The sequence below is a fragment of the Leptospira montravelensis genome (assembly GCF_004770045.1).
Lineage (GTDB): Bacteria > Spirochaetota > Leptospiria > Leptospirales > Leptospiraceae > Leptospira_A > Leptospira_A montravelensis.
The window spans coordinates 576,003-592,268 of sequence record NZ_RQFO01000016.1 but is presented as its reverse complement, the minus strand read 5'-3'; the positions used below and the strand labels follow the sequence as shown (position 1 = coordinate 592,268).

At 37.8% G+C, this 16,266-nt stretch carries 19 protein-coding genes; 11 read left to right on the top strand and 8 right to left on the bottom strand.

Annotated elements, in window-relative coordinates:
* The first annotated feature begins 73 nt into the window (after positions 1 to 73).
* Both EHQ31_RS13105 and EHQ31_RS13100 read left to right on the top strand, forming a co-directional pair.
* Positions 74 to 928: a DMT family transporter gene (locus EHQ31_RS13105; RefSeq protein WP_135573006.1), complete on the top strand. Its 855-nt coding sequence runs from the start codon at positions 74 to 76 to the stop codon at positions 926 to 928.
* A 17-nt stretch (positions 929 to 945) separates the two neighbouring features.
* Entirely contained in the window at positions 946 to 1,476 is a 531-nt protein-coding gene (locus tag EHQ31_RS13100; protein ID WP_135573008.1) for a DUF1697 domain-containing protein, read from the top strand.
* Positions 1,477 to 1,507: 31 nt separating this feature from the next.
* Here EHQ31_RS13100 and EHQ31_RS13095 read toward each other — a convergent pair whose 3' ends face one another.
* Entirely contained in the window at positions 1,508 to 1,978 is a 471-nt protein-coding gene (locus EHQ31_RS13095; protein WP_135573010.1) for a hypothetical protein, read from the bottom strand.
* A 1-nt stretch (position 1,979) separates the two neighbouring features.
* Complete coding sequence (locus EHQ31_RS13090) at positions 1,980 to 2,570, bottom strand: TetR/AcrR family transcriptional regulator (protein WP_135573012.1); 591 nt, start codon at positions 2,568 to 2,570, stop codon at positions 1,980 to 1,982.
* A 139-nt stretch (positions 2,571 to 2,709) separates the two neighbouring features.
* On the opposite strand from EHQ31_RS13090, the gene EHQ31_RS13085 reads away from it, so the two are divergent.
* A complete protein-coding gene (locus EHQ31_RS13085; RefSeq protein ID WP_135573014.1) occupies positions 2,710 to 3,459 on the top strand; it encodes an SDR family oxidoreductase in 750 nt (249 codons plus the stop codon).
* On the opposite strand, the gene EHQ31_RS13080 is transcribed toward EHQ31_RS13085, so the two are convergent.
* Positions 3,451 to 3,927: a crossover junction endodeoxyribonuclease RuvC gene (locus tag EHQ31_RS13080; RefSeq protein ID WP_135573016.1), complete on the bottom strand. Its 477-nt coding sequence runs from the start codon at positions 3,925 to 3,927 to the stop codon at positions 3,451 to 3,453. The two genes, EHQ31_RS13085 and EHQ31_RS13080, sit on opposite strands and share 9 nt — an antisense overlap.
* A gap of 132 nt (positions 3,928 to 4,059) precedes the next feature.
* Here EHQ31_RS13080 and EHQ31_RS13075 point away from each other — a divergent pair, with 132 nt between their 5' ends.
* The 3 genes from EHQ31_RS13075 (at position 4,060) to EHQ31_RS13065 (ending at position 7,451) form a co-directional block, all read left to right on the top strand.
* A complete protein-coding gene (locus EHQ31_RS13075; RefSeq protein ID WP_135573018.1) occupies positions 4,060 to 5,736 on the top strand; it encodes an acyl-CoA dehydrogenase family protein in 1,677 nt (558 codons plus the stop codon).
* 254 nt (positions 5,737 to 5,990) lie between these two features.
* A complete protein-coding gene (locus EHQ31_RS13070) occupies positions 5,991 to 6,773 on the top strand; it encodes a hypothetical protein (protein WP_135573020.1) in 783 nt (260 codons plus the stop codon).
* Positions 6,774 to 6,872: 99 nt separating this feature from the next.
* Positions 6,873 to 7,451 (top strand): hypothetical protein, encoded by a 579-nt coding sequence (locus EHQ31_RS13065; RefSeq protein ID WP_244247378.1) that lies wholly within the window; start codon positions 6,873 to 6,875, stop codon positions 7,449 to 7,451.
* A gap of 83 nt (positions 7,452 to 7,534) precedes the next feature.
* On the opposite strand, the gene EHQ31_RS13060 is transcribed toward EHQ31_RS13065, so the two are convergent.
* Genes EHQ31_RS13060 through EHQ31_RS13050 form a run of 3 tightly spaced genes read right to left on the bottom strand, consistent with a single transcriptional unit; the run spans position 7,535 to position 9,942 of the window.
* Positions 7,535 to 8,209 carry an START domain-containing protein gene (locus tag EHQ31_RS13060; protein ID WP_135573024.1) on the bottom strand — a complete coding sequence of 225 codons (675 nt, stop codon included), beginning with the start codon at positions 8,207 to 8,209 and terminating at the stop codon, positions 7,535 to 7,537.
* A gap of 2 nt (positions 8,210 to 8,211) precedes the next feature.
* Entirely contained in the window at positions 8,212 to 9,456 is a 1,245-nt protein-coding gene (locus tag EHQ31_RS13055) for a serine hydrolase domain-containing protein (protein WP_135573026.1), read from the bottom strand.
* A 12-nt stretch (positions 9,457 to 9,468) separates the two neighbouring features.
* Positions 9,469 to 9,942, bottom strand: coding sequence for a TIGR04452 family lipoprotein (locus EHQ31_RS13050; RefSeq protein WP_135573028.1), 474 nt, complete (start codon positions 9,940 to 9,942; stop codon positions 9,469 to 9,471).
* A 23-nt stretch (positions 9,943 to 9,965) separates the two neighbouring features.
* On the opposite strand from EHQ31_RS13050, the gene EHQ31_RS13045 reads away from it, so the two are divergent.
* Complete coding sequence (locus EHQ31_RS13045) at positions 9,966 to 10,676, top strand: class I SAM-dependent methyltransferase (RefSeq protein WP_208652772.1); 711 nt, start codon at positions 9,966 to 9,968, stop codon at positions 10,674 to 10,676.
* Between the two features lie 87 nt (positions 10,677 to 10,763).
* On the opposite strand, the gene EHQ31_RS13040 is transcribed toward EHQ31_RS13045, so the two are convergent.
* Positions 10,764 to 11,255, bottom strand: a complete 492-nt coding sequence (locus EHQ31_RS13040) for a tellurite resistance TerB family protein (RefSeq protein ID WP_135573030.1) — start codon at positions 11,253 to 11,255, stop codon at positions 10,764 to 10,766.
* 120 nt (positions 11,256 to 11,375) lie between these two features.
* Here EHQ31_RS13040 and metG point away from each other — a divergent pair, with 120 nt between their 5' ends.
* The 4 genes from metG to EHQ31_RS13020 are packed head-to-tail and all read left to right on the top strand — an operon-like array spanning position 11,376 to position 15,682.
* Complete coding sequence (metG, locus tag EHQ31_RS13035) at positions 11,376 to 13,421, top strand: methionine--tRNA ligase (RefSeq protein WP_135573032.1); 2,046 nt, start codon at positions 11,376 to 11,378, stop codon at positions 13,419 to 13,421.
* 4 nt (positions 13,422 to 13,425) lie between these two features.
* The gene (locus EHQ31_RS13030; RefSeq protein WP_135573034.1) at positions 13,426 to 14,724 is read left to right on the top strand and encodes an adenylate/guanylate cyclase domain-containing protein; all 1,299 of its coding nucleotides are present in this window, start codon (positions 13,426 to 13,428) and stop codon (positions 14,722 to 14,724) included.
* Positions 14,721 to 15,323, top strand: a complete 603-nt coding sequence (locus EHQ31_RS13025) for a phosphoribosyl-AMP cyclohydrolase (RefSeq protein WP_135573036.1) — start codon at positions 14,721 to 14,723, stop codon at positions 15,321 to 15,323. The genes EHQ31_RS13030 and EHQ31_RS13025 overlap by 4 nt, the downstream gene beginning before the upstream one ends.
* Before the next feature lie 2 nt (positions 15,324 to 15,325).
* Positions 15,326 to 15,682, top strand: coding sequence for a rhodanese-like domain-containing protein (locus tag EHQ31_RS13020; protein ID WP_135573038.1), 357 nt, complete (start codon positions 15,326 to 15,328; stop codon positions 15,680 to 15,682).
* Positions 15,683 to 15,767: 85 nt separating this feature from the next.
* Here EHQ31_RS13020 and EHQ31_RS13015 read toward each other — a convergent pair whose 3' ends face one another.
* A complete protein-coding gene (locus tag EHQ31_RS13015; protein WP_135573041.1) occupies positions 15,768 to 16,241 on the bottom strand; it encodes a nuclear transport factor 2 family protein in 474 nt (157 codons plus the stop codon).
* Positions 16,242 to 16,266 lie beyond the last annotated feature (25 nt).

Here is a 16,266-nt window from a genome sequence, read left to right as displayed (position 1 = left end):
TTTAATGGGACTCCGTTTGATACTTAGCAGCACAAGATGAAATATTTAGAAACTTGTAAAACGATCCGATTCAATGTTTAAATTGCGCTTATTTCTCCTTACATCATTTTCATTGATTGCCTTTGCAGCAAATTCTCTTCTCTGTCGATTCGCTCTCAAGGGAACCGAAATTGATGCATCAAGTTTTACCAGTATAAGATTGTTTTCAGGAGCTATTACTCTTTGGTTATTAGTTTGTATAACTCAGAGACAAACTATAATATCAGGGAATTGGAAATCAGCTTTTGCGTTATTTGTTTACGCTGCTTGTTTTTCTTTTGCTTATGTAGGTTTGACTGCCGCGACTGGTGCACTTTTGTTATTTGGTGCAGTTCAAATTACGATGATTGGTTTCGGAATTTGGAAGGGTGAAAGGTTAGATTTTAAAAAATTTTTCGGAATTATATTAGCATTCGGAGGTCTTGTTTACTTATTACTGCCTGGGATTTCATCTCCTTCATTGTTTAGTTCAGTATTCATGATGATAGCTGGTCTTGCATGGGGTATATATTCGTTGCGCGGTGGCGGAAGCAAAAATCCAACTGCTACCACTGCTGGAAACTTTATCAAAGCTGTCCCTTTTTCAATTATATTAAATATTGTTACATTCGAAAAAATCAATATAGACAGTTATGGGTTTATGTTTGCCGTTTCGTCCGGTGCCCTCGCCTCCGGTGTGGGATACGCAGTTTGGTATTCTGTACTGCCATTTTTAAAATCCACCAAAGCTTCTGTAATACAGTTAATTGTTCCTGTGATTGCCTCTTTAGGTGGAGTGATTCTCATAGCGGAGCCATTAACATTAAGAATAATTGTTTCATCAGTTTTGATTCTATTCGGCATTGCGCTTGTATTCTTTGATAGATTTCAATCGACTTTAAAATCTTAGTTCTTTTATATAACATCATGAAATACACCGCATTACTCAGAGGAATCAATGTAGGAGGAAACAGAAAGGTCGAAATGAAAAAACTTCGAAACCTTTTTGAATCCTTAGGATTTACAAACGTGTCCACTTATATCAACTCCGGTAATATCATTTTTGAATCCGAACATGATGCAAAAACTGTTCTTGTAAAAATACAAAAGTCTTTTGAAAAAACTTTTGATTTTGAAATTCCTACTCTTGTGAAGACAGAAAAGGAAATGAAAAAAATTGCCAGTGCTATTCCCGAAGAATGGCAAAATGATCCAACGCAAAAAACGGATGTGGCCTATTTGTTTCCAGAAGCTGATTCCAAAAAAATCATTGAGGAACTTCCTCTCAAAATAGAATTTTTAGAAATTCGTTATGTAAAAGGTGCCCTCTTTTGGAATATCAAACGAGAAAATGTAAACAAAAGCCGACTGGCGAAACTCATCAGTCATAAACTGTACAAATCCATGACGATACGAAATGTAAATACTGCTAGGTTTTTAGCAGGAGAAACCGAGTAAAAATAAATTGGAATAGTTATCTTTCAAATACTCAATACATAGCTTTATAATTACTTCGAATCAACATCTTCCAACGGAATTGTCTCCACCGAAAAAATACACTAGCAAAGATTACAATAAAAATAGTAAGTAAACCTGCTTTGATCTCAATTCTATCAATATATTTTACTATATTTTCATTTTTTGTTTTTCGAATCAGGATCCAATGGTCCCAAGTATTAATGAGAGAACTGTAACCATTATCTCTTAGTATGAATTCATTCTGGTTGGTTTCTTTCAATTTTTCAATAACTACTGATTGGTTCCCGAGAGGTATGATTCCAAATAGTTTCATTTTAGTCAGATATTCACCATTTTCCCAAATCTCTGGAAATTTTTTTTGATCAACAGGTTCAAAAACGACTAGTGGTTTAGAAATGTAATCTAACGTTTTGGAAAGCTTCACATATTTAGTAACCATCTCGTAATTACTTCTCAGATAAGTTTCTACATTAATTATCATCTCAACCTAATCCCTTCAATACTGCTTCAATCGTATCAACTAACAACAGTTCTCTGTTCTCCCCGCAATGCTGAGCCACAAGTTTGGGGTGGGTGAAAGCCGCTCCTGCAGAAATCAGAATTTCTGCCACAAGGTCCACATCACGTTTTTTGATTTTTTTTTGGTTTACGGCTTCTGTGACTAAACTAGACATTTGGATTCGCATATTGGTCAAATGAGTTTGGATAAAGGGTTTGGATTCTTCTGCCGCCATATCGAAAGCTTTATATAACTCGGGATCCAGTTTTACTTTTTCCAATTTCATTCGGTGGAGATTTAGAAACCAAGTGAGGATCTTTTGGATAGGATCTCGTTTTTCTGCCACAAGAAGGTCTTGTTTTTCATCTAACTTCACAAGCCAACGTTCGGAAACAGCGTCGAAAAGTGCTGTTTTGTCCTGAAAATGGGAATAGAGAGCTGCGTGGCTAATCCCCATTTCTTTCGCAACGTCCACCAAACGAACCTTTTCAAAACCCTTGGCCCGCATTTGGTTTATGGCAATTTCCACTGCTTTGTCTTGGATTTCCGAGGCTGTGAGACCGGTTCTTGGCATAAGGAAAGGATCGAATCGAAATCTTTGGGGTCAATCTCAAATTACAAAATGAAAAAAACGTTAGTTTTGAAACTTACGGACTTGACTTTTTGTAACTTACAAAATATTGTAAATGTAACTAATGAAAAGGTAAAAATTTATGCAATTGAATGGAAATACAATCCTCATCACTGGGGGAACAAGTGGGATCGGCCTTGCTCTCGCCAAACGATTTTCCGAATTAGGCAATCAGGTTCTAGTTTGTGGAACAAACGAAAAGAAAATGGAAGAGATTCGGAAATCCTTTCCTAAATGGGGAACATATCTTTTTGATATCTCTCGCCCTGAAGAGAGGGAAAAGTTATTTCAACAAACCACAAAGGATTTTCCGGAACTGAATGTGTTATTCAATAACGCAGGCATGCAAAGGTATCCTAAACTTGGTGAACTAGAACCTTGGGCAAACTTAGGAAAGGAAATTGATGTAAATTTAGGAGCTCCTATCCATCTCTCCATGTTATTCGCTAAACACCTGTTTGCAAAGAAAAATGCGGCCATTCTCAATACAACCTCTGGATTATCACATATTCCTTTGGCTTATGCGCCTGTGTACAGTGCGACAAAAGCGGCCTTACATTCCTTCACATTGACACTAAGGTTCCAATTTCGTAACCAACCAATTGAAGTAATTGAAGTTTCTCCACCAATGGTGGATACAGATTTAGGAATCCCTAATACACATACAGCGGGACTCAATTTAGACGAATATGCAAATAGTGTGATCGAAGGGTTAAAAAATGGGGACCTAGAAATCACCACTGGATTTTCTACCGTCACAGCGAATGCAAGTCGGGAACAAAAGAATGAAATCTTTTTGTCTATGAACCAAGCAAGGAGTGCTTCAAACTAAAGATCGACCCACAAAGGCGCAAGCGATGGCGTCCCATGAGTCGTCGTGGCCTTTCAAATCTTTAAATCCTAAAATCATTTGGATTGCTGCCCGCACTTCTTTTTTGGTAGCGTTCCCTTTGGCGGAGATTCCTTTTTTGATTTGCGTTGCTGTCAGTGATACAACAGGAATTTGTTTTTCGCCGAGAGAAAGTAAAATGACCCCGCGAGATTCCGAAACCTTCATCCCCGTTGTCGTGTTCTGAACAAAGAACAGTTCTTCCACAGCGGCTGTTTCCGGTTGGTATTCCGAAAGAATGTCCATTAGTTCCTTTCTGATTTGGAGGAGATTGTCTGGGGACGGGGTTTTCGGTGCCACTTCAATCGTTCCGTAAGTTAAAAGCGTTGGATTACGACGCAAGCCCTCGGGAAAAGAAAGAACCGCATACCCTACACGGTGGGATCCGGGATCAATGCCTATGATTTTCAATAATTTCTTTCCTTAACCCCAACTTTTGTCCAGTTTGGGCCTCCCCGACCCAAAACCTAGTCTAAAAATGAAAATGACAAGGTACTTTCTTTCCGTATAGTGGAAGAAAACCACCGCAGGAACGTTAAACACATGACCGCAACGGCAGTGAAACTCGAAAAATCCCAGGCGGAGAAGGCTCTTAGTGCCCAAGCCGCCCTCCTTAATGAAGTTACCAAACGACTAGCTCAGAAAAATTCCGATAACGGCAAAGTATCCGTAAGCAAAATGGACAAAACGCAACATGTGTTTTACCAATTGGCTTGGATGACGGCTCAACAACGTGTTGCTGAGAACTTTATCGTTTATGCTTGGGATGCGTCCAAGGGAACTGGTGAAATGGAACAGAAAATGGCTCTTACTTTTGTAGCCGAAACTGTTTCTAACATTCGTTCTGAACTGGCAGCACGTCCTGCAGAATATGAACTCACATACCAAGAACTATTCTCCAAACTTTTTTCTGATGAAATCAATGTTTACGTTGAAGCTGCATCAAAAATGGAAAACTACGAGGCCATTGTAGATAAGATTGTTGATCTTGGACACTTCGGTGCTTATGGACTTTCCGAAGACCATGAAAACTTTCGCGGAATTTTCAAAGATTTTGCTGAAAACGTAGTGGTTCCACATGCAGAACATGTCCACAGACATGACGACCTAATCCCACAAGAAATCATCAACGGATTAAAAGACATGGGTTGTTTTGGACTTTGTATTCCAGAACAGTTTGGTGGAATCCAACCAGATGACCGTCCAGATAACATTTCCATGTTAGTGGTAACGGAAGAACTTTCTCGTGGTTCACTCGGTGCTGCTGGATCACTCATCACTCGTCCAGAAATTATGTCTAAGGCTCTCCTCAAAGGGGGAACCGAAGAACAAAAAAACAAATGGTTGCCACTACTTGCTTCCGGTGAAAAATTCGCAGGAATTATGGTAACAGAACCTAACTACGGTTCTGACGTTGCTGGAGTGTCTGTAACTGCAAAAGAAGTAGACGGTGGATTTGTAATCAACGGTGTAAAAACTTGGTGCACATTCGCAGGTTATGCGAATCTCCTACTTATCCTATGCCGTACAGAATCTGACCCAAGTCTCAAACACAGAGGTCTTTCCATCCTACTGGCTGAAAAACCATCCTTTGATGGCCATGAATTCAGTTACAAACAAGAAGGTGGCGGAACCATTCAAGGAAAAGCTATCGGAACTATCGGTTACCGAGGAATGCACTCTTATGAAGTATCTTTCGAAGATTACTTTGTTCCTAAAGAAAACCTTCTTGGTGGAGATGCAGGACGAGGAAAAGGATTCTATTTCCAAATGGAAGGATTTGCTGGTGGACGTATCCAAACAGCAGCTCGTGCCAATGGTGTGATGCAAGCAGCTCTTGAAGCAGCACTTCGTTATTCTCAAGAACGTAAAGTATTCGCAAAACCAATTTACGATTATACTTTAACTAAGTTCAAAATTGCGAAGATGGCAATGATTGTCCAAGCAACTCGCCAGTATACTAACTATGTAGCAACACTACTCGATGAACACAAAGGCCAAATGGAAGCAACACTTGTTAAGTTGTATGCATCCAAAATTGCTGAGTGGGTCACTCGTGAAGCAATGCAAATTCATGGTGGTATGGGTTATGCGGAAGAATATCCAGTATCAAGATATTTTGTTGATGCTCGTGTATTCTCTATCTTTGAAGGTGCGGAAGAAGTAATGGCACTTCGCGTAGTAGCGAAAGACCTACTTGACCAAGCGCTCGCTTCTTAGTTAGAAATTACGTTTATTTAATGTCGACAGGATGAAAATCTATCGACATATAAAGGAAAAAGCCCGAGGAATCGGGCTTTTTTTATCTCTTCAAACTTTTGCATTGACCCGTTAAAAAATAATAAACCGTCCTTTACATATCTATTGAATGTCTAACATGGGTGATCTTATCCCTGTTAAACGTCATTTAGTATGTTTTTCGTTTGACCCAAAAAAAATAATTTTACTTAATAGAAGTTAAAAAATAAGTTAATATGAATCAAAAGTTATTATTCTATTTTATCATTTTATTTGTTTTGAATCTCTTTTGTAAAACTCCAATGCCTGAGTTGAGTTCGGAGGCAAAACTTTCCAAAAACAAAATGATTTCTATTCGGTGGACAACATCCGATCCGATTCTCGCTAAAGTTTTTAATGAAGTATTTCCGGTTCCACCTGCTATTTTGTTAGATGGAAATACAAATGTCGTTGATTTGACAACTGTTCCCCTCCCTGATCCAAATCCCGATCATGCACCCAAACCAAAAGAAGAAAAACCAATAGGTCCGAATGAACTTCCTAGATGGGATCGCGGATTCGAATTGTCAAATATTGATAATCTTACCGTTGTCATTCGAAAAGAAAGCCAACGGCCATTTTATAGCATCGGAGTTAGTTTACTAGCGCTTACTATGTTATACTATGGAACGATGGAAACAGAAGCAGAACTCGTTTGGACATCCGGAGAAACAAATTTACATAGAATTTCATTTTTATCAACTCATGAAACCATTTGGGCTCCCATGCCGTTTTATATTGGAACTGGTTCAAGTATAGTGGGACCAGCTTTAAATTCGAATCGTTATCCCTCTAACTTACAAAAGTTTTGTATATTGGAAAAACCAAGTAAACTAAGAGAATCACTGGAGCAATTGCAAACAGAAAATTGCAAGGAATATGAAACATTTCTTAGGCGATTATTCCTTCAGAATTATGACAACGTACATTCGCAATTAATGCAATGGGAAAAAAGAACCCAAGATTGGTTCCAACCTTAACCAAGGCAATTTCATTTGATCTTAAATCGAAACTTAAAATTATTTCACCAAAAACCCAATAAAATCTTAGTGTTTTTATCTATCGGATTTTTATTCGGGATGTTTCCTTTACGGGACCTTCAGTCTGTATCTGTTCCAAAAGAAAATTGGAATTTGGTCTTATACGGAGGAATCTTTACGACAACAGACCTCATTCCTATTGTATTTCGACAAAAAACTGACTACAAAGATTCTTATATTGGTAGTTTAGGAATTTCAAGACCACTAAATTACCGAATTCGATGGTTTGATTTTTTGTGGGAAGGTAATGTTACCAAACATTTCGGTGAGATGAATCATTGGGAAGTGAATGGATTTTATATCGTAAAAATTGACAGGATGTATGGTTCTCCATTCAGTTTATCATTAGGTGAAGGGCTGTCCCTTGCCTCTGAAAATCCAAAATTAGAAAATAAGGCCAAAGGTTATTATTTGGATGGTTTACAAAAAGATGCCATTGAATCAAGGGCATTACTGAATTATATGATGGTAGAATTTAGTTCTTATTTGCCTTTTGAGCGAAAGACAGAATTGTTTATACGAGTCCATCATAGGTCAGGAATCTTCGGTTTGTATTGTCCACCCGATCCCAACTGTGGATCCAATTTTATAAGTTATGGATTTAGAACTGCATTTTGATTACAAGTTGAAGCTAACAAAAGTTCACTGTGAATTCAAAATACAGTTCTGATTTTAGATAAAAAGAAAATACGGAAGTTTAACTAGTTTTTTGTTGGTTCTTTCACCCAATCAAATTTTGTTTCCTTATGTTTTCCCTCTTCAACTAAAGTTTTTAAATTCAATAGTGATTCGTAAGGAGTGTCAGTTAATACTAAATTGATGACTGATTGGGGAACAGATCCACCTGGTTCAAAATGAGCTTGGTATTCAATTTTTAGTTTTCCATTGGCCTGTGGAGTGATTCGCCAAACACCTTCAAAATTTTCCATACGAGTGACTCCAGAAGGAGTTGGGCGTGCATTGGAATCAAGGCGTTTGATTTTCATAACTGTCGCCAAAGTTTTTTCATTTTGTTCAAATCCTCGGTCCATAATCAAATCACGATCATTGACTGGCCAAGGTGCACTGTTGCGAAGGTAAACCACTGATTTTTTTTCGGTACCAGAAAGTACTGTGAGTTCTTTGCATTGGTGATAAAGGTTTTTGCAGGAAGCGGGATCTGTCAAAAGAGCGATGACTTGAGAAATCGATGCTTCCACTTCGGCTCGACCTAAAAATTCATCTAAATTGGAGCCAGGAAAAGGACGTGAGAATACTTGAATTCCCTTTTTTCGTTTGGACTCCGACCATTCTGGTGATTGGCCAAAGAGTGAGGTTAGATTTGATAGAAAGGAGACTCCTATCAAAGTTATCATTAGAATTTGTTTTTTTGTCATGGTTACTTACCTATTTGTTGATGAATGAGCGGTCTCACTGTTTCTGCAAAGAATAATGAGGTTGAAGAAGCTGGTAACAAACTCAATCCATTTTTTCTACCAATATTATTTACAGCAAGGATTGCCATATAATTTCGATTTTTATCTAACCAAGGAAAGAATCCATTGATTCCAATGCTGTGTGAGATGAGGTCTTTGTCACATTCGGAAGGAATATCCGTAGTAGTGCAAAACCGCCAGTTTCCAAGGCCATATTGCCAACGGTAACCAAAAGCAGAAAACTGAGAATACCCGATCTTAGCTCCTCGGTATTGGTCTGATAATATTTCTGTCACCGATGTGGTAGAAAGGAAATTAGCGATATTTCCTCCTGCGGCATTTTTAGCAGTCCCATTCGTAAGTAATACATTGAGCATTCGAGCATAATGTTCTGGAGAAATGGAGAGACCATAAGCCCCTGACAAACTTCCATCTGCGTCCTCTCCAGTTCTAAAATTACCCTTCCATACAGCCTGACTAACATCCCAACCTAAAGGAGTGATGATGAGTTGCCTAAAAATAGTATCCCAAGTTTTTCCACATGATATCTCTAACATGCGTTGTGCGACTGCCATATGATTCGAATTATATTGGTATAAGGCACCAGGCGTACCAGTTGACTGGTCGCGGATTTCATTCACACAACTGTCTTTTTGGGTACCGGTTGCTCCGATAGGCAAACTAGAGATACAAGTGGCTTGCCCAGATCCATTGCCTCCACCAGCATTGAGACCCGATGTAAACGATAATAATTGTCGAAGGGTAATGGTTCCCTTAGTCCCTGTCCATCCCAGGATGTCACCAGTGGTTCTACTTAAAGATAAAGTTCCACCAGTAGCACAAGTTCCTGTTGTGACAGTCCCACAATTTGCATAGGTAGTACTGTCAGCATTACAATCAATGGCTCTCATGGTTGTGATTGCCGTGACCCATTTGGATCCAGAAGCAATTGGTCGATAGGTATTATAATCTAAAACTGATTGTCTCGCATAAATTCTGTTACCTGACCCATCGTATACTTGGAAACTGGCACCTTCGTCCGTAGTTTTTGCATATTGATCAAAACAGGAATCTAAGCTAAAACAGGAACCTAAGATACCGGCGACAAGTAACGATAGTGCATTTTTGTCTGTTGATACAGGTTTTTGACAATTGACTACTAACGAAGAAAGAACTGATACGAATATAATTGAAAATTTAAATTTCATAGTTTACCTCATTTAAAAACGAATCGGTTCCAACGTAATAATTTTACCTGTATTTTCTAAATCACAGGAAGCAAATTCTGGAAGTAACAATGCATCGCGAGCAACTCCCCCAACATTTGTTAAACTATCATATGCAGCACCTAAAGCCAAAGCTCCTTTGGTACGAATATCGGATTCGCACTGTAACACCGAGTCCTCCATAAAAAATTCTTCATCGTTAATCTCAGCTAGATAGGAATACAAAATTTTTGTTAAAAAACCGTTGATTAAGAGGAGCGGCGAAATAGGACCCTGACCTCCTTTCATTCCTGATTGTGCCAGCCAAAAAGAGGAAGCTGTTGATTCTGCTTCAAAAATTGCCTCGGAAATTCGTTTTTTTGCCTCAGAACCTTTGACGGCCCCATAAGTGGGTATTCCAATTGCTTCTGTCAGCATACAATTTGTCAAAAAGACAAAGAAAAGAATGGATAGAAAAATTTTTCTCATGAGTAATTTATCCTTAGTAGAGAATGAAACGGTCGGTTAACTTTTCCTTTAATCACATGATTCGGATTCCAGAGCCAGAACTTATGGATGACCTTACCCAAGCAGAGTCTTATGCACAAGCTGACTTCGAAACGGCACATTCGTTTCTCATTCGTAAATTTCAAGATAGGCTTCCTCAAAGATTTAGTCCTGAATCTGTTTTAGATTTAGGATGTGGTCCTGGAGATATGTCATCTCGATTGTATACACAATTTCCAAATGCTAATTTTACGTTTGTGGATGGTTCCGCGTTCATGTTAGATCTTTGTAAGAAGCGTATGGGTATAATGGTTCTAAAAAAAAGAAACCAAAAAATAGAATTTAAAAAAGAACTCATTCAGGAACTTGTTCCTGAATCCCCCTATGATTTAGTATTTTCAAATTCATTATTACACCATTTACATGATCCGTTTGAATTTTGGGCCGCAGTACAACGGTCGATTCATCCAGATAGTTTTATCTTTATCTCTGATCTAATGCGGCCAGATTCATTAAATATGGCTAACCACCTAGTTGAGCGTTATGCGAATGATGAACCTGAGGTTTTAAAAAGAGATTTTTATAATAGTTTGCTTGCTGCTTATCGAATTGAGGAAGTAAAAGAGATGTTAGAAGTTGTTCGGCTCGATTCAAAACTGAATATTGAACTAGTTACCGATCGTCATTGGATTTGTTATTCCAAACCAAGGCTTTGAAGATTCCAAACTTCCTTGGTTTTTGAAAATGATTGTGTGTTTATATATAAACCAGAAATCAAAAATGAAAGTGGAGATTTCATAATCTCAATTTAAATATTTTTTTTCAACTCTGACTTTGTCCATATGACTTATTTTCAATTCGCTAGCTAAGTCTTCCAAAAACCGAATTTCATCCTGATTGAGTGATCCATCGGAGGCAACAATACAGACAGCATCTTCAAAAAAATTCAATGCATACTCATCATTGTCAGAAACTACTTTTGTAATTGTCTTCATAGGCAGTGGATTTTCAAAAGTCTTTGATAAGATGTCTAAAACTTGTTTTTTTTGGGATTGGAACCCACTAAGCAGGCAATCCGGTTCAAATAGTACGTTCACAAGTTCCCCCACGATTTCCCCTTCTTTCTTTTTGAACTGCCCGTCGGCATGGCAAGCGTAGGACCATAAACTAAGAAGGACTTTGGCGTATTCGATATGAAGGTCACTTTCGATGTCCAGAGTCGATTGGATGGATTCCGGATGTTTCTTTTTGTTCCCTTTGACTTGTTTCAAATTCTGAACGATTTTCTTTGCCATAACAATCTGGAATTTTATTGCTTAGGTTTCTCACTTCAACTTCATTTTTTTACTCTTTTCTTGATTTTTCCCAAAAATGGGCTGAATTGGAACTTCGAATCAGGAAACTGGAATTAATCTATGTCGAAAAATATACTCGTTACAAGTGCACTTCCCTACGCCAATGGATCCATCCATTTGGGACATGTCTTAGAAGCAGTCCAAACAGATATCTGGGTCCGTTTCCAAAAGTTAGTTGGGAACAATTGTTATTTTTTCTGTGCTGATGACACACACGGAACTCCCATTATGATTGCCGCAAAAAAAGCAGGCAAAACCCCCGAAACCATGATCGAAGAAGTGCAGAAGGAACATTATAAGGACCTAACTTCTTTTGGTGTTTCGTATGATAACTATTATACGACAAATTCAGAAGAAAACAAAAAATTCTCAGAATCCATTTATCTAACGTTGAAGAAAAAAGGACATATTGTTGCACGTAACATCGAACAATCGTATTGCGAACATGATAAAATGTTTTTACCTGACAGATTCATTAAAGGAACTTGTCCTAAATGTGGTGCAAAAGACCAATACGGTGATTCTTGCGAAGTATGTGGAACTAGTTACTCTCCAAAAGATTTAAAAGATTCTTATTGTTCTATTTGCGGAACTACACCTGTCCTAAAAGAATCCAAACATTTATTTTTTAAACTGCAAGATTTTCAATCGCAACTGCAAACCTGGATCGAAGGCGAAAGTCGATTGAATGAGGGAGCGCAAAAAAAATTAAAGGAATGGTTTACCTCAGGATTACAAGAATGGGATATCAGCCGTGATGGCCCATATTTTGGTTTTGCGATTCCTGAAGAAGAAAACAAATATTTTTATGTTTGGTTGGATGCACCTATCGGGTATATGGCGTCCTCAATGAACTTTTTAAAAGATGAAAAGAAGTTCAATGAAATTTGGAAAGAAGGGAAGGGCGAGATTGTACATTTTATCGGAAAAGATATTTTATACTTTCATGGACTTTTTTGGCCAGCAATGCTTATGGGAGCCGATTACCAAACACCATCACAATTGAATGTACATGGATTTTTAACTGTTAACGGCGAGAAGATGTCCAAATCCAGAGGAACATTTATCAATGCATCTACATTCGCAAAGTATTTGGATGTAGAACATTTCCGATTTTATTTGGCCTGCCGTTTGGGTTCGGGAATGGAAGACGTGGATATTTCTTTCGATGATTTTGTTTCTAGAGTCAATTCCGATCTAATTGGAAATCTTGTGAATTTGGTCTCACGTGTATCTACTTCTATTTTAGATAAAATGGATCGTAAGTTAGGTGCTCTTTCGGAAGAAGGAAAATCTTTGGTTTCGGAACTTTTATCTAAAGAAACAGAAATTCGCGAAGCGTATGAGTCACGTAACTACTCCAAGGTGATGCGAGAAATTACGGGGCTTGGAGATAAAGTTAACAAATATGTTAATGATTATGCTCCTTGGAATTTAATCAAATCGGATGTAGAAAAGGCAAGAGAGGTAGTAACAACTTCCCTTAATTGCGCAAAGATTCTATTTACTTATTTAGGGCCGGTAACGCCAAATATTGTAAGTTCCGTTGCCCAACTTTTCCAAGTGGAAAATTTAAGTTTTTTAAATTTGAAAAGTACACTTGAAAACCAAGTTCTTGGGCCATACCAAATGTTATCAAAACGAGTAGAGGAAAAAAATATTTCACTTATGATCGAGGAAACGAAAGAAGCATTTCAAAAAGCAAATCCTGAAAAGTCAAATGTCGAACCAGGAAAAACTACTTCTCCAACTTCGGTTGCCACTACAGTTTCAGAAGATGGATTTATCACAATTGATGAACTTTCAAAAGTGGAACTTCGTGTAGGACAAATAATGGAAGCAGGCCCCGTGGAAGGTGCCGACAAACTATTGTTTGTAAAAGTTAACCTTGGTGAAAAAGGAATCAAAAATGTTTTTGCAGGGATCAAAGCGAGTTACACTGCAGAGGAACTCGTTGGGAAAAAAGTGGTAGTTGTTGCAAATCTGAAGCCAAGACAAATGAAATTTGGATTATCGGAAGCAATGTTACTCGCTTCAGGAAAAGAAAAAACTTTGTCTTTATTTGTTCCTGATCGCGATGCCAATCCAGGGGATCTTTTAAAGTAAAACAATGGCAACAAAGTCAGAACAAATATTAAGAGAGAAGGAGATTGAGGGGATTAAATTTAGTCTCTATGGAAAAATTATAATTTTTTCTCTTCTCACTATTGGGACTTTCTTTGTTGCTCAAACTTTATTTGAATTATTAACGATAGCCTCTATATCGTTAGTATTAAATTTAATTCTATATATTTTGTCCAAGTTTTTGAAACGAGGGAAGTTTGTTTCTTTTATTGGGCTATTTTGCGTATTGATTGATTTATTCATCATTACGATTCTTCCGTTCATTTGGTACAATGCTGTCGGTGGAGAATCACAAGTTCCTAGAACTTATTTAATCAAAACCTATTTGCACTTTATCATCGCAGCAACCCTGGTGATGAATGCTTTTAGTATCCAACCCATTTATCCAATGATTTATGCTTTGGGAGTTGTTGTTAGTCAGGCCGGGATTTTGGTGTATGCGCAACAAGATCCCCGATTTGTGAGTACGGAAAGTTTTAAAGAAGCCTTTCTTGGTCCAGCCGCCCATGTGAATAACTACATCATGTCTATGGGCATCATCGGTGTTCTCGGATTTTTTTTGGCATACCTTACTTATCGCGTTAGGCGAACTGTTCTAACGGCCGTAACGAATGAAATTAAAATGTCACAGCTTTCTCGTTATTTTTCGCCTAATGTTGCAAACCAAATGGGGCAAGCTGGAGACGATTTTTTTAAACCAGGTGGAAAAGAAGCAACTGTAGCTGTTTTGTTTTGTGATGTTGCTAACTTTACGAATCTGTCTGAAACTCTCGGCCCTGAAAAAACAATGTCCTTACTTTCTGAATACCATAGTTTTATGTTAGATGTAGTTTTTGAACATAGTGGCACACTCGATAAATTTATGGGGGATGGAATGATGGTGACTTTTGGAACACCCCTTCCTTCAAAAGATGATGCTACGAATGCCGTTAGAGCCGGCGTGGCTATGTTACAAGCATTATCACTTTGGAACGAGAAAAGAGAATCAAACGGAGAAAAACCGATATCTATTAGGATTGGGATTCATTATGGGCCAGTCATCGTTGGAAATGTAGGTGTAGAAAAACGTTTAGAATACACAGTCATTGGTGATACTGTCAATGCTGCCAGTAGATTGGAATCTTTAGGAAAAGAATTAAAACGAAACTTTCTTATCACTAAAGAATTATACGATCAAGTATCCCTTGAATTTCGACAAAATCTAAAAATTAAATCTATAGGAACTTTGTCTCTTAGAGGAAAAACAAAAACCACAGATATTTTATCTGTAGAGACTAATTTATGATACAACTACCAAAAGAAAAGAAAATCGCCATCATATCGAAACCTTCCCTCAACTCAAATGAGTTAAATTTGAAAGTCTTAAATTCGGATCTTGCACAGGATTTTGTGGATCATTTTGATTTTAGCAAAAAACAATTGTTTATCGATTGTGATGAAGATGCTTTATTAGAGATTGATTCAGAATTGCAAACTACCGATAAACGTCTGTTATGGGAATCTGGAAAATTAAAATTAACGGAAGAAGAATGGGTTTCCTTTCAAAATACCATTCCACCTCTTTCACCATTTCTTGCACAAGACCTCACAGGAAAAGAATTGATGTTAGCTTGGGGAAAAAAAGAAAGTCTATTGTCTGCTGTGGAATCTGGACTTGGAACTTATTATAGTCGTTCTAGAATGGGAAAGTGGGTGAAAGGAGAAGAGTCTGGCCACCTTCAAAACTTAACTGCAATTTATGTGCATTCTAATCCTTTTTTTGTGCAATATGTTACAAACCAAATCGGGGCAGCATGCCATACGGGATATTATTCTTGTTTTTTTCGAGAGTTAGGTGCGAATGATTCTATTTCATTCGTCTATAAGAGTAAAGTAGGAGCGTAGATTTGAATCGAATTGTCTTAATCGTCTTAGTTGTTGTTTGCGTTGTCTTTATAGTATATAAATTAAAAACTTCGTTAGGTGGAGACCCATCAGTCGTTAAAGAAAAAATAGATGCTGGTGCTTTGGTTGTAGATGTAAGAACCGTTGCTGAATATCAATCTGGCCATTTCCCTGGTGCCATCAATATCCCAGTAGATCAAGTTTCAAAAAGATTGGAAGAATTCGGTGATAAAAATAGATCGATCATAGTCTATTGTGCATCAGGTGGTCGGAGCGGTAGTGCCAAGTCCTACTTGCAATCCATAGGTTACGCTGACGTGACAAACGCAGGTGGACTTTCCAATATGCCTAATCCATAACTAGCAATACAAACTAGGCATTGAATAGGGAAGGCAATTCTGTTTTATTTAGAAACAAATTGAATTCCCTATAAGATGTAACTAACTACATTCGTTTGCGTTTCATATATAATTGTAATCCAGTCACAGCTTCTTTTCTAACTTTGTTACCGAGTGCCGGCCACCAACCGAGAAAATATCCAACAGGACCCATTGCCATTCCGAGCCACTTCCACATCGAAAAATGATCTTGATGAGTGAAGATTTTACCATCTTTAAATGTAAAATTTGCCTGGATTTTGTTCTGAACCATTCTTCCCGTTTTACTAAAACTATAATCTGCTTCCCAATTGGCGGAACCTTTGGAGTCATCCGCTTTGATATTCGAAAATCGAATGGTTAGGTTTTGGCTTTTTTCAATTAACATAAGCCACATAGCTATCGCTTCTTTTCCTTTTAAATGACCAAAGGCAGGATCTTTGAATTCAATTTCGGGATGGTAAAGGGAAACCATAGTTTGACCATCTTTGTTTTGGAAGGCCGTGTAAAACTTTTGAATTAACTCTTCATTTGCATGCATTGTGGAAAAGATTATGATTGATCAA

Coding starts and splice junctions, on each gene's coding strand:
- EHQ31_RS13105 (WP_135573006.1), top strand. CDS start 74: ATGTTTAAATTGCGCTTATTTCTCCTTACATCATTTTCATTGATTGCC.
- EHQ31_RS13100 (WP_135573008.1), top strand. CDS start 946: ATGAAATACACCGCATTACTCAGAGGAATCAATGTAGGAGGAAACAGA.
- EHQ31_RS13095 (WP_135573010.1), bottom strand. CDS start 1,978: ATGATAATTAATGTAGAAACTTATCTGAGAAGTAATTACGAGATGGTT.
- EHQ31_RS13090 (WP_135573012.1), bottom strand. CDS start 2,570: ATGCCAAGAACCGGTCTCACAGCCTCGGAAATCCAAGACAAAGCAGTG.
- EHQ31_RS13085 (WP_135573014.1), top strand. CDS start 2,710: ATGCAATTGAATGGAAATACAATCCTCATCACTGGGGGAACAAGTGGG.
- EHQ31_RS13075 (WP_135573018.1), top strand. CDS start 4,060: ATGACCGCAACGGCAGTGAAACTCGAAAAATCCCAGGCGGAGAAGGCT.
- EHQ31_RS13070 (WP_135573020.1), top strand. CDS start 5,991: ATGAATCAAAAGTTATTATTCTATTTTATCATTTTATTTGTTTTGAAT.
- EHQ31_RS13065 (WP_244247378.1), top strand. CDS start 6,873: ATGTTTCCTTTACGGGACCTTCAGTCTGTATCTGTTCCAAAAGAAAAT.
- EHQ31_RS13060 (WP_135573024.1), bottom strand. CDS start 8,209: ATGACAAAAAAACAAATTCTAATGATAACTTTGATAGGAGTCTCCTTT.
- EHQ31_RS13055 (WP_135573026.1), bottom strand. CDS start 9,456: ATGAAATTTAAATTTTCAATTATATTCGTATCAGTTCTTTCTTCGTTA.
- EHQ31_RS13050 (WP_135573028.1), bottom strand. CDS start 9,942: ATGAGAAAAATTTTTCTATCCATTCTTTTCTTTGTCTTTTTGACAAAT.
- EHQ31_RS13045 (WP_208652772.1), top strand. CDS start 9,966: ATGAAACGGTCGGTTAACTTTTCCTTTAATCACATGATTCGGATTCCA.
- EHQ31_RS13040 (WP_135573030.1), bottom strand. CDS start 11,255: ATGGCAAAGAAAATCGTTCAGAATTTGAAACAAGTCAAAGGGAACAAA.
- metG (WP_135573032.1), top strand. CDS start 11,376: ATGTCGAAAAATATACTCGTTACAAGTGCACTTCCCTACGCCAATGGA.
- EHQ31_RS13030 (WP_135573034.1), top strand. CDS start 13,426: ATGGCAACAAAGTCAGAACAAATATTAAGAGAGAAGGAGATTGAGGGG.
- EHQ31_RS13025 (WP_135573036.1), top strand. CDS start 14,721: ATGATACAACTACCAAAAGAAAAGAAAATCGCCATCATATCGAAACCT.
- EHQ31_RS13015 (WP_135573041.1), bottom strand. CDS start 16,241: ATGCATGCAAATGAAGAGTTAATTCAAAAGTTTTACACGGCCTTCCAA.